The following is an 11,850-nucleotide window of genomic DNA, read 5'->3' as shown; positions in this document are numbered from 1 at the left end:
ACCTCAAAAGGCTGTCTGCTAGAAGTCGTCTCTCTAACGCAGAGGGCAAAGCCTACGCACTTCAAATATGGCCGGTTAATTCCGACGCAAAGCCAGACTTGCAAAAGAGGTGAACGTAAAAGGCTGGGAGCGTGGTTGAATCGCCCACGCCCCTACGTCCCTCTTGGCTTGGCACGAGCCGTGGCTTCGGCCACCAATGGGTCTTCAGGCCAGTAGTGCTTCGGGTATCGCCCCTTCAGATCCTTCTTCACCTCCACGTAAGTGCTGCGCCAGAAGTTCGCCAGATCCTGGGTGACCTGCACAGGCCTGCGAGCCGGCGACAGCAAGTGCAGCACCAGCGGCTGCCTGCCCTGAGCAATACGAGGGGTTTCTGCCAGGCCAAACAGCTCCTGAAGCCGCACGGCCAAGATGGGCGGATACTGTGAATAGTCGATACGGATATTCGAGCCGGACGGCACCTGGATCGCCTGGGGTGCCTGGGTGTCCAGCTCCTGTGGAAGTGGCCAGGGCAGAAGGTTTCTGATGATCGAGGGCAGGTCCAGCTGGCTGAAGTGGCTGAGCCTTGTGACTTTACCCAGGTAGGGCGTGAGCCACTGGTCCAGCGTGTCCAGCAGGTTGGCATCGCTCAGGTCAGGCCACTTGCTGTGTGCCTGCCGACCCTCGATATCCAGCTGGCGCAACAGGCCCACCCGGGCCTGCCACTGCCGCAGTTCAGGGTTCCAGGGCAGAAGCTCGATGCCCTTGCGCCTCACCAGGTTGACCAGGGCAAGCGAACGGGTGTGCTCATCAAGACTCGGCAGCACTTTCGTCGACAAGATCAGCTGCCCCACCTTCAACTGCCGCTCAGCCTTCAGCACCCCTTCCCTTTCGTCCCAGTCAACCTCATCGACAGACTTCACAAGGTCAGCCAGCTCGTCATCGAACAGAGCAGGCTCGAGGTCACTCGCCAGGTAGATCCGCTCCTCGCGCTGCCCTTGCCGGCTACCCAGGTCGGCGACCACCAGCCACTCATGCTTGGTTAGCGCATCGGGCTCTGAGAACACCGCGGCACGACCGTTGGAAAGACGGTATTCGGATGCACTTGCACGCCTCTGCTGGCCGATTCGGTCAGGGTAGGCAAACGCCAGAAGGCACCCTACCCACCGTGGGTGATCGGGCTCGCTGACAGGGCTGGAGGCCTTCCCACGCAGTAGGGATCGGTACTGCCGAGCCGACTGCTTCACCCGCTGGAGAGAACCGCCACTGCGACGTGAATGTTGCTCCCCTGACAGGGCACTCAGCCGGGTGTGAAGGTCAGCACCGGCCCCACGCAGAATGTCCTTTTCGCCCAGCAGTGCCGCGATGTTGCATGCCAGGTCATCCAGGCCCATCGCATTGCCCTTGATGAGCATGTGGGCGATCCGGGGGTGGGCTGGCAGCGCGCTCATGGCCGCACCGTGTGGGGTGAGCTGCCCAGCATCGTCGAGTGCGCCCAGGCGCTTGAGCAAGTCTCTGGCTTGAGCAAAGGGTGCTGCTGGCGGCTGGTCGAGCCAGGTCATCTCTTGCGGCTTCATGCCCCATCGGGCCAACTGGAGCGCCAAGGCTGCCAAGTCTGCCTGCAGGATTTCAGGGGTGCTGTAGCCGGCCATCTGTTCGTGTTGGGACTGCGACCACAGCCGATAGCAGATGCCGGGCTCCAGGCGCCCAGCCCGCCCCGCACGCTGGGTAGCGCTGGCTTTGGAAATGCGCTGTGTGTCGAGTCGGGTCATGCCGCTGCGGGGGTCGAACCTGGGCACTCGTTCAAGGCCGCTGTCCACCACCACCCTCACCCCTTCGATGGTCAGGCTGGTCTCGGCGATGTTCGTGGCCAATACGATCTTGCGCGACCCCTTGGGTGCGGGGTCTATCGCCGCACGCTGCGCCTGCAGGTCGAGGTCACCGTACAGTGGGCACACGATCACCTCTGGACGGCTGCCGAGCAGCGCCTTGAGGTCCTCTGCCACCCGCCGAATCTCTGCCTGCCCCGGCAGGAAAACCAGAAGGCTGCCAGGTTGTTCATCGATGGCAGCCAGGCACGTGTCCGTGATGCGCGCATCGATTCGCTCGCCCGGCTGATAGGGGCTGCCCCATACCGTCGAGACTGGATACATCCGCCCTTCACTGGTGACCACAGGTGCATCGTTCAGCACCTTCGAGAGCCGAGCACCCTCCAGTGTTGCAGACATCAGCAGCAGCTTGAGCGGGGGTTCATCGCGCAGCAGCTCACGGGCGCTCAGGCACAGCGCCAGCGCCAGGTCAGAATCGAGGTTGCGCAGGTGGTACTCATCGAAGATGACCACCCCCACACCCTCCAGCGCCGGGTCATCCTGAAGCCGGCGAGCCAGGATGCCTTCGGTGACCACTTCGATCTGCGTACGCGGCCCTGCCTTGCTTTCAAGGCGAATGCGGTAGCCGACCGTCTCACCCACCTGCTCACCCAGCTCACTGGCCAAACGCTCCGCCGCCGCCCGTGCAGCCAGTCGGCGAGGTTCGAGCATCAGGATCTTTTGCCCGGCCAGCCAGGGTTCATGCAACAACGCCAGGGGCACCCGAGTGGTCTTGCCAGCACCTGGGGGCGCTTCGAGGATCACTTCATTGCGACGGGCCAGGGCCTGTCGCAGATCTGCCAGTACAAGGTCTATAGGTAATGAAATCATGGTGGCCCTCGAACAAGCAGGCGAGTATAACGGCGAACCGACGTTGTCCTATCATGGTCTTAACTGCGCGGGTTCAGGCGCCTTGCCTGGCCTGCCGAACGCCACGCCTGGAGATTTACATGCGCATTGCTTCCCGCCTGATCGGTGCTGCCCTCGTGGGCACCTTGCTGACGCAACTGACGGCTTGCGGCTCTATCTTCTATCCAGACCGTCGCGGCCAGATCGACGGCAAGGTCGACCCGGCGATCGCCGTGCTGGACGCCGTTGGCCTGTTGTTCTACGTCATCCCCGGGCTGATCGCCTTCGGTATCGACTTCGCCACCGGCGCCATCTACTACCCGCCAGGGCAAACCGCGCAGGTGGACCCTGCCAAGCTGAAAGACGCCGTCAATGCCGATGGCACCGTGGACAACCTCAAGCTGCAGGCCATTCTGGAGAGCGAACTGGGGCAACGCCTGCCGCTGGACGACCCACGCCTGATCCAGCACCGCGGCAGTGCTGAACAACTGGCCAGCCTAGGGCTGGTGCCTGCCGCCTGATGCCAAGGACAACCGCCTGACATGACTACCTCGGCCGAACACAAACGGTTGCTCCGCCTGGCCACGCGCGCCTCCCTGGCGGTGGCCAGCATCCTGGTGGTCAGCAAGGCGCTGGCCTGGTGGTTGAGCGGCTCGGTGAGCCTGCTGGCCGGGTTGACCGATTCGGCACTGGACGCCGTGGCGTCCTTCCTCAACCTGCTGGCCGTGCACTACGCCCTGCGCCCGGCCGATGACGACCACCGCTTCGGGCACGGCAAGGCTGAAGCCCTGGCCGGTATCGCCCAGGCGCTGTTCATCGGCGGCAGTGCCGTGCTGATCGCCTTGCAGGCGTTGGAGCGTCTGCGCAACCCGCAGCCGTTGGGCGATACCGCCATCGGTATCGGGGTAATGCTGTTGTCGTTGGTGCTGACCGTCGCGCTGCTGGCCCTGCAACGCAAGGTCATCCGCGCCACAGGCTCCACGGCGGTACGCGCCGATTCCCTGCACTACCGCTCCGACCTGTTGCTCAACGGCAGCATCTTGCTGGCATTGCTGCTGGCGCGCTTCGGCTGGCCGCAACTCGATGCGCTGTTCGGGTTGGGCATCGCGTTGTACATCCTGTGGAGCGCCCTGCAGATCGCACGCGAAAGCACGGCGATTCTCATGGACAAGGAGCTGCCCGTGAATGTCGGTGAGGACATGGCCAACCGCGTGCTGGCTATCGATGGCGTGCTGGGCGTGCACGACCTGCGCACCCGGGTATCGGGCAACCAGTGGTTCGTGCAGTTGCACATCGAGCTGCCTGGGCAACTGCCGCTGCATCACGCCCATGGCCTGTGCGTGCAGGCCTCGGAGGTGATCCGCGATCAGTACCCCAAAGCCGATGTAATGGTGCACGCCGACCCGGTGTAGCCCTTCAGTTGATGCTGTAGCCCCGCCCGGACAAGCACGCGCCAAGCGCCCGTTGGTAGGTACTTGCAACCGCAGGCGCCGGCGCATAGGCAGCCATGGCAGGATCGAACCCCGACTGGCTGACCGCCCAGCGGTGGCACTGGTAGCGATCCTGATCCTGCTGTTCCTGCCCTTGCCCATAACGCGGATAAGCCACCACGTCATACCCCGGCGCCGCTGCTGGCGCAGGTTCTGGGGGATTGACCACCACGTACTCGCGACTGTTTTCCAGGTACCGATAGTAGGTGTCGGCGACCAGGTACATCATCGCACCGTCCACGCGGAACTTGTGCGCATAGGGCGGCAGGTAGCTGACTCGCGCACCTGGGGGCGGCACCACGACCTGGTAACCCCGTTCCCAGGGGCGATACCAGTACCCGCCCGAGTAGAAATAGTCCTGCCCTTGGTAGGGCACCTTCCAGAAGCGGTCAGGGAACCGGTCCACGGTCTGGCCAGGCCGGTAGTGCGGGCCGGGGCCCCAGCCTTCACCGTGGCCACCAGGGCGGCCCTGCCACCGCGGGCCATCACCGGGGCGGCGGGGAATATCCTGGTAGAACCCTGGCCGTGGGGGCTGCGTCTGCCCGACTTCGTCCCGTGAATTGAGCGCACGCCCAGGCGCAGGCCCTGCCTCGACACCTGGCCCTGTGGCGGCGGGAGGCAACGCACCGGGGCCGTCGTTGGGCCCGGCCGCCAGGGCTGCCACGCTGATGCCCATGCCCAGCAAACCAACACCTGCCCACTGCCAGATGTGCGACTTCATGGTAGTCCTCTCGACGGGAAAACGGCTGACTGCGCCAGTCTACCGCGCCCCACCGCGCCGCCCATTAAATTTCAGCCATGAAAAAAGGGAGGCCATGTGGGCCTCCCTTCAGCAATTGTCGTCCGTGCTCGGCGCTTGTGGCCCCGGCTCACCTCACACCGTCTTCTGGAAGGTGCGTAGCCCGGGGGCCTGGCCCATCCTGTTGGATGGCTTGGCCGCGAGCGCCCGTCTGGGGCGCATCGCCGTGGACTGATGTCCGGGCAGTGATTCTGGTGATAAAGATACCGGGCGCGCACCGGCACGGGATTGCGAAGATTGCTCAGATAAATAGCACTTGCGCAATTTTTAACCCTGGATTGATAATTCGCCGCAATCCGAACAGAAAAGGCATGATTCATGAGCAAGCTGGACCGATACGACCTGAGCATTCTGGCTGAATTGCAGCGTGACGCGCGCATCTCCAACCAGGAGCTGGCCGAACGCATCGGCCTTTCACCCTCACCCTGCTCGCGCCGCGTCAAGCAACTCGAAGACGATGGCTACATTTCCCGCCAGGTGGCCTTGCTCGATCGCAAGAAGCTGGGTTTGAGCCTGACCGCCTACGTGCTCATCGGTATGGACCGGCACACCCCCGAGCGCTTCGAAACCTTCGAGGCCACCATTCGCAATCTGCCCCAGGTGCTGGAGTGCAGCCTGGTCACCGGGATGGACGCCGACTACCAGCTCAAGGTCGTCGTGCCCGACATGGACCATTACCAGAAGCTGCTGCTCGGTAGCCTCACGCGCATCGAGGGCGTCACCAGCGTGCGTTCAAGCTTCGTGCTCAACCAGGTATTGGCCAGCACCGAGCTTCCATTGACCCACCTTCGCTGATCGGTTGCCACCTCACGCGTATACTTGCCCCCTCAACCCGCCTGGAGCACTGCAATGGATCCTGCCGTATTCGAAGAGTGGATGATGATCATCCTGGTGACCGCCTTGATCGGCTTCATGGGCTTCATCGTCTGGGACCTGGCGAAAAAGTCCCAGGCGGGGCGGTTCGGCACCCTGATCCTGTTCTTCGTGCTCGGCCTGGGTGTGCTGGCGTTCATCATCAAGAGCGTGGTGGTGGGGTTCATCGAGGGGGTGTAGCCGGCGCGGTCTTCACGTCCGCGCCGGCCATGACGCCTAGCGCCGCAGGGTCGGCGCCACCTCGCGCCAGCAGCCCTGCTCCAGCCCATCGAGTGCCCAATCGCCAATGCGCACGCGCACCAGGCGCAAGGTGGGCAGGCCCACAGCGGCGGTCATGCGCCGTACCTGGCGATTGCGGCCCTCGCGAATCACCAATTCAAGCCAACGGGTCGGGACGCTTTTACGAAAGCGTACCGGCGGGTTGCGCGGCCACAGCGTGGGCTCTTCCAGGCTGCGGGCCTCGGCGGGCAGCGTTGGCCCGTCATTGAGCTGCACGCCTTCGCGCAGCTGGCGCAGCTGCTCCTCGGTGGGCTCGCCCTCGACCTGCACCCAGTAGGTCTTGGGTAGTTTGTGTTTGGGGTCGGCAATACGCGCCTGCAGGGCGCCGTCATTGGTCAACAGCAGCAGGCCTTCACTGTCCCGGTCCAGCCGGCCGGCGGGGTAGACGCCCGGGATGTCGATGAAATCCTTGAGCGTGGCCCGCCCCTCGCCGTCGCTGAACTGCGTCAGCACGTCAAAGGGTTTGTTGAACAGGATCAACCGCGGCTCGGCGGGTGGCGCCTTGGGCTGGCGATGAGCGCCAGGCGCAGGCCGCCCCTGGGGGCGGCGCGGCTTGGAACGGGGTGGCAGTGACATGGATCCTCAGCGGAACGGCGGCTCGTCGAAGCTGCGCAGTTTACGCGAGTGCAGCGAATTGAGCTCGGTACGCAACAGATCCAGCGCCGCAATACCGATCTTCAGGTGCTGGCTGACCGCGCGGTTGTAGAACGCGTTGGCCGAGCCCGGCAGCTTGATCTCGCTGTGCAGCGGTTTGTCGGACACGCACAGCAAGGTGCCGTACGGCACCCGCAGGCGATAGCCCTGGGCTGCGATGGTGCCGCTTTCCATGTCCACGGCAACGGCGCGGGACAAGTTGATCAAGGGCCGTTCCTGAGCCCAGCGCAGCTCCCAGTTGCGGTCGTCGTAGGTCAGCACGGTACCGGTGCGCAGGCGCTTCTTGAGCTGCTCGCCCCGCTCGCCGGTCACCTGGGCGGCGGCTTCCTGCAGGGCCAGTTGCACCTCCGCCAGCGCCGGGATTGGAATGTTCGGCGGCACCACGCGGTCGAGGATGCCGTCGCGGCGCATGTAGGCGTGGGCCAGCACGTAGTCGCCAATGGTCTGCGACTGGCGCAGCCCGCCGCAGTGCCCGATCATCAGCCAGCAATGCGGGCGCAGCACTGCAAGGTGATCGGTGATGTTCTTGGCGTTGGACGGGCCGACGCCGATGTTGACCAGCGTGATGCCGTCGCCGTCCCCTGCAATCAGGTGGTAGGCCGGCATCTGGTAGCGGTGCCAGACCACACCGGCGACCAGCGCCTGGGCCTCGCCGTGGTCCATGCTCTTTTCGATCACGACGTTGCCCGGCAGCACCATGCGCACGAAACGCGGATCATCGCGCAACTGCTCAAGGCCATGGCTGATGAACTGGTCCACGTAACGGTGGTAGTTGGTCAGCAGGATCCAGGGCTGCACATGGCGCCAGTCGCTGCCGGTGTAGTGCACCAGGCGCCGCAGCGAGAAGTCCACGCGCGCGGCATCGAACAGGGCCAGGGGCAAGGTATCGGTGCTGTCCCAGTCGTAGAGCCCATCGGCGATGTTGTCGGTGGCCGAGGACAGGTCGGTGCTGGGGAACACCCGCGCCAGCTGCGCGGCGGTGATGCCGCTGCCGGCCAGCTCGTCGCCCTGGTCCACCACGTACGGATACGGGATGGGCTGCTCGCTGACCCCCACTTCAACCGTGACGGTGTAGTCGTGCATCAGCGGGCGCAGTTGCTCCAGCAGGTAGCCGCGAAAAGCAGCCGGCTGGGTGATGGTGACGCTGTAGGTGCCAGCCACCTGGACCTTGGCATAGGCCCGCGTGGTGGCAGCGACCTCGCCATTGCTGTGGTAGGTCAGGCGCAGCGCCGGGTAGCGGAACAGGTCACGCTCCTGGGCGTCGGGCTCGGTGCGGTCCTTGAGGTAACGCTTGAGGGCCTGGCTCAGGGCACCGGTGGCCTGCTCATGCAAGGCCGCCAGACGATCGACGGCCTGTTCGGGAGTATCAACGACTTCAAACGCGTGGCTCACACTGTGCTTCCTGTCTGGACATGCATGCGAACCATCTTGCCTGCCTTCTTGGGTAAATTCATCCCCTTGATGATGCAGGGAGGCGCAGCTGGGGCGTACAGGGCCGGCCTGTCAGCTGGCCATGGCCCGCGCCATCATGGCCTGTACGTCCACACCGCGCGGCAACGTGCCATAAGTGCGCCCCGTCCCTGTGAGGCGACTGGCGATGAACGCATCGCTGACCGCAGAATGACCAGCCTCCAGCAGCAACTTGGCCTGCAAGGCCAAGGCGATGGCCTCGGTCAGTTGTCGCGCCCGGTACTGGATATCGCCCGTGTCGAGAAACGTATCCTTCAGGTTGATGATGCAGGTGGCCAGGCGCTTGTCGCCGTGCCCGTCCCCCAGTTCGGCGAACAACGCCTCCAGCACACCCGGCTCCTTGGACAAGGCGCGCAGCACATCCAGGCACTGCACATTGCCCGAACCCTCCCAGGTCGAGTTAACGGGCGCCTCGCGGTAAAGCCGCGGCAGGATGCTGTCCTCCACATACCCTGCCCCGCCCAGGCACTCGGCCGCTTCGTTGATCATGGCCGGGGCACGCTTGCAGATCCAGTACTTGCCCACCGCCGTGACCAAGCGCGCGAAATGCGCCTGCTGGGGGTCGTCGAGCTGTTCGAGGGCGTGGCCCATGCGCAGGCTCAGGGCCAATGCCGCTTCGCTTTCCAGCGCCAGGTCGGCGAGCACGTTCTGCATCAGCGGCTGCTCGGACAACAGGCGGCCCGCCACCTGCCGATGCGCACAGTGGTGCAGGGCCTGGGTCAGCGCCTGACGCATCAGGGCACTGGAGCCGACCATGCAGTCGAAACGGGTCATGGCCACCATTTCGATGATGGTCGGCACGCCTCGGCCCTCCTCACCGATCATCCAGGCCAGCGCACCGCGAAACTCCACTTCGCTGGAAGCGTTGGAGACATTGCCCAACTTGTCCTTCAGGCGCTGGATGTAGAACTGGTTGCGGGTATCGTCCGGGCGGTGGCGGGGCAGCAGGAAGCAGCTCAGGCCGCGCTCGGTCTGGGCCAGGACCAGGAAGGCATCGCACATGGGCGCCGAGCAGAACCACTTGTGACCCACCAGCTCGTAGGCCTGGCCGGGCCCCGGCGCGCCCACGGGGTAAGCACGGGTGGTATTGGCGCGCACGTCCGTGCCGCCCTGCTTCTCTGTCATGGCCATGCCCAACGTGACGCCGGCCTTGTGCCGGTCGCCGATGTTGCGCGGGTCATATTCACGCGACAGCGCCTTGGGCAGCCAGTAGTGGGCGATCTCCGGTTGCAGGCGCAGGGCCGGCACCGCAGCGAAGGTCATGGTCAATGGGCAGCCCGTCCCGGCCTCGGCCTGGCTGTGCAGGTAGGTCATCGCCGCGCGGGCCACATGGGCGCCCGGGCGCGGCTCGGCCCAGGGCAGCGACGGCAGCCCATGCTCGACGGCGGTATGCATCAATTGGTGATAAGCGGGGTGAAATTCGACCAGATCGATGCGATGGCCGTATCGATCATGGCTGCTGAACACCGGCTTGTGCGCATTGGCCAGAAAGCCTGCCTGCATCAACGGCCCACCGGCCAGCGCGCCGTACGCATCGATCCGCGACTGCGCCCAGTCGGCGCCAAAGCGCCTGGACCACTCCTGTAGCGGCAGGTCCAGGCGGTACAGGTTGGCCCCGTCCAGCGGTGGCGGCTGGTTGGTAACCTCGTGGGTTTCAGCGTACTGGTGCAGGTTCATGGAGGCGCTCCTGAATCCGGGCAGGCGTGAGATACCCAGTGAAGCACTGTCTGGTCGGTGGACAAAGGGGCATTCCTGACTAAAGGCAGGGGTGCGTGATGAGCGGCGCTTTTGAGACCTACATTATCGGGGCTGCCAGCGGCGTGTTCGTGCGACGCCCGAACAGGTGAGGCCGTCAAGAACTTGTAATCCGGTTCCCAATAGTCCGTGGGAGTCTTCCTAGAAGCTGAATCAAGCGCACATAAGTGGATACCGCCTGCTAGGTTGCGGGTTCTTTCATGAACAGCAGGCAAGCCATGAGTATGCGCATCAGCATCCTGGGTCGGTACCAAGGCCTGGACAGCGATGAAACCACCACCGGCGCCATTTGCATTGCCGGGCAATCCAGAGGTCGCGTCCATGGCCGCAACTGGCTGCTGGAAGGCGACAAGACCACGCCCTGCCCCCGCTGCGGGCAACCTGGCACGCTGGTGGAGGGCGAGCCCCGTTGGAAGCAGGACGGCATACCTACGGTCCTTGACGGCGCATTGGTGGAGTGTGGGTGCCCTACAGGCAGCAACCGCTTAATTGCAGGCGGATCTGCAGTACCTGCAACGTTCAGGGCACCTGCATCTGAACCGGTCAGTGACGCGCTGCGACATCCTCAAGCACGCAATAGGGCGATCAGTCCGGAGCGGTTCCGGGACGCGGCGCCTTCAGCGGCTCAGCACAGCAATGAACCTGGTTTCTACATCGTGCCGCGCAGCATGTCGTATGAAGAGGTGCTGGTAGAACTCGGTTCGCCCCACGCGCACCTGTCTCGGTCAGCATTGGAACGGCTTAATCCAACCTTCCGGAACGGATTCAAACCGGGCGAGATATTCGTCGTGGGTGAAGAATCGAGGTACCCGATGTGTACCCGGCAGGAGATGTCGGTTATGAGTGCAGCGGAGCAGGCGCGCGCTGCATTGGCCGGCCTCACAGAGGAGGAAGCCGGCTTCATGATGCAGCATCAGGCCGAGATAGCCGCGCTGTTTGGTGATACCAGTCTGGCCATGGGCGTAGCCGAGACAGTGGCGGGTAAGTCACTGGATGAGATCACCAGCCTTTTGCGCAAAATCGAAGACCTGCACAAAGCGCAATTTGCCAAGCACGGGCACCTTCGCCACCCGGAATTCTTCGCCCAGCGCCAGCAGCTGTTCAATCAGTTGAGTGCCGGTTTGAAGGCCACCCTTCTCAATAAGCGGCTTAATCTTGGGGATTACTCAACACTGCGCCGAGACTTGGGTATCTCTTCCAAAAGCCTGGTGCACCACTGGAGCAAAGCAGGCGGGCCCACGGACATACCGGGGTATTCCACTCACTTGGACAAGCTGACAAGGATGGCCAAGTATTTGAAGGCTGGAGGGGCAGTGGGTATTGCGCTCGGGGGTATTGGATCAGCGATTAATATTGCCGATGCGTGCCGGGTGGGGAATACGAAAGCGTGTAGAAGAATGCGTTTTACTGAGGCTGGTAATTTTTCGGGTGGTTTGAGTGGTGGGTGGGGGGGAGCGAACCTAGCTAGCAGGTTAGCCCCCGGGATTTGCTGGTGGGCCGGCCCAAAGGCATGGGCCTGTGGGATAGTGGTTACAGGGGCTGGAGCATTGGCTGGAAGCCTAGAAGGAATGGAATTCGGCGAATACGTAGGAGAGGTAATCTTCGAGGCTTTGCAGAATGATTGACCACCTTGACATAAAACTGAAGTTGTTTCTGCTCACTTCCCCTTTCATTATAGGCTTTATCTCACTGGCCATGGACCTGCGCATTGCATGTTCAAAAGAATACGACGTCATGATCGCAGCGCTCCAGCGCAGTGCTTGCTTAGAGTTTATTACAACACTCTGGGGAGAACAAAGCATACGCGCACGATTATTGGTGATCTCAATGGTGGGTG

Annotated in this window: 11 protein-coding genes; 6 read left to right on the top strand and 5 right to left on the bottom strand. The window is 63.4% G+C overall.

Annotated features, from left to right (window positions below):
* Positions 1-152: 152 nt before the first annotated feature.
* The gene (gene hrpB, locus ACF8R3_RS05315) at positions 153-2,675 is read right to left on the bottom strand and encodes an ATP-dependent helicase HrpB (RefSeq protein WP_392515106.1); all 2,523 of its coding nucleotides are present in this window, start codon (positions 2,673-2,675) and stop codon (positions 153-155) included.
* Between the two features lie 119 nt (positions 2,676-2,794).
* Here hrpB and ACF8R3_RS05310 point away from each other — a divergent pair, with 119 nt between their 5' ends.
* Both ACF8R3_RS05310 and ACF8R3_RS05305 read left to right on the top strand, forming a co-directional pair.
* Positions 2,795-3,214 (top strand): hypothetical protein, encoded by a 420-nt coding sequence (locus ACF8R3_RS05310; protein WP_058638971.1) that lies wholly within the window; start codon positions 2,795-2,797, stop codon positions 3,212-3,214.
* 21 nt (positions 3,215-3,235) lie between these two features.
* Complete coding sequence (locus ACF8R3_RS05305) at positions 3,236-4,105, top strand: cation diffusion facilitator family transporter (RefSeq protein ID WP_392515104.1); 870 nt, start codon at positions 3,236-3,238, stop codon at positions 4,103-4,105.
* A 4-nt stretch (positions 4,106-4,109) separates the two neighbouring features.
* Here ACF8R3_RS05305 and ACF8R3_RS05300 read toward each other — a convergent pair whose 3' ends face one another.
* Complete coding sequence (locus ACF8R3_RS05300; protein ID WP_392475449.1) at positions 4,110-4,904, bottom strand: DUF6515 family protein; 795 nt, start codon at positions 4,902-4,904, stop codon at positions 4,110-4,112.
* A 396-nt stretch (positions 4,905-5,300) separates the two neighbouring features.
* Here ACF8R3_RS05300 and ACF8R3_RS05295 point away from each other — a divergent pair, with 396 nt between their 5' ends.
* Both ACF8R3_RS05295 and ACF8R3_RS05290 read left to right on the top strand, forming a co-directional pair.
* Positions 5,301-5,777: an Lrp/AsnC family transcriptional regulator gene (locus ACF8R3_RS05295; RefSeq protein ID WP_023534579.1), complete on the top strand. Its 477-nt coding sequence runs from the start codon at positions 5,301-5,303 to the stop codon at positions 5,775-5,777.
* Between the two features lie 54 nt (positions 5,778-5,831).
* Positions 5,832-6,035 carry a DUF2788 domain-containing protein gene (locus ACF8R3_RS05290; RefSeq protein ID WP_023534618.1) on the top strand — a complete coding sequence of 68 codons (204 nt, stop codon included), beginning with the start codon at positions 5,832-5,834 and terminating at the stop codon, positions 6,033-6,035.
* A gap of 36 nt (positions 6,036-6,071) precedes the next feature.
* Here the strand turns inward: ACF8R3_RS05290 and ACF8R3_RS05285 are convergent, their stop codons facing one another.
* The 3 genes from ACF8R3_RS05285 to ACF8R3_RS05275 form a co-directional block, all read right to left on the bottom strand.
* Positions 6,072-6,710: a pseudouridine synthase gene (locus tag ACF8R3_RS05285; protein ID WP_078477943.1), complete on the bottom strand. Its 639-nt coding sequence runs from the start codon at positions 6,708-6,710 to the stop codon at positions 6,072-6,074.
* Positions 6,711-6,716: 6 nt separating this feature from the next.
* A complete protein-coding gene (gene amn / locus ACF8R3_RS05280) occupies positions 6,717-8,180 on the bottom strand; it encodes an AMP nucleosidase (protein WP_023534634.1) in 1,464 nt (487 codons plus the stop codon).
* Positions 8,181-8,291: 111 nt separating this feature from the next.
* Entirely contained in the window at positions 8,292-9,935 is a 1,644-nt protein-coding gene (locus ACF8R3_RS05275; protein ID WP_197844430.1) for an acyl-CoA dehydrogenase family protein, read from the bottom strand.
* A gap of 296 nt (positions 9,936-10,231) precedes the next feature.
* On the opposite strand from ACF8R3_RS05275, the gene ACF8R3_RS05270 reads away from it, so the two are divergent.
* Both ACF8R3_RS05270 and ACF8R3_RS05265 read left to right on the top strand, forming a co-directional pair.
* Entirely contained in the window at positions 10,232-11,638 is a 1,407-nt protein-coding gene (locus ACF8R3_RS05270; protein ID WP_392515101.1) for a PAAR domain-containing protein, read from the top strand.
* Positions 11,631-11,850: hypothetical protein (locus ACF8R3_RS05265; RefSeq protein ID WP_392515100.1), on the top strand; the 220-nt coding region annotated here is incomplete at its 3' end. The genes ACF8R3_RS05270 and ACF8R3_RS05265, both read left to right, overlap by 8 nt.

The sequence above is a fragment of the Pseudomonas sp. FYR_7 genome (genome assembly GCF_043106155.1).
Taxonomy (GTDB): Bacteria; Pseudomonadota; Gammaproteobacteria; order Pseudomonadales; family Pseudomonadaceae; genus Aquipseudomonas; species Aquipseudomonas parafulva_B.
This window is presented reverse-complemented; position numbering and strand designations above follow the sequence as displayed.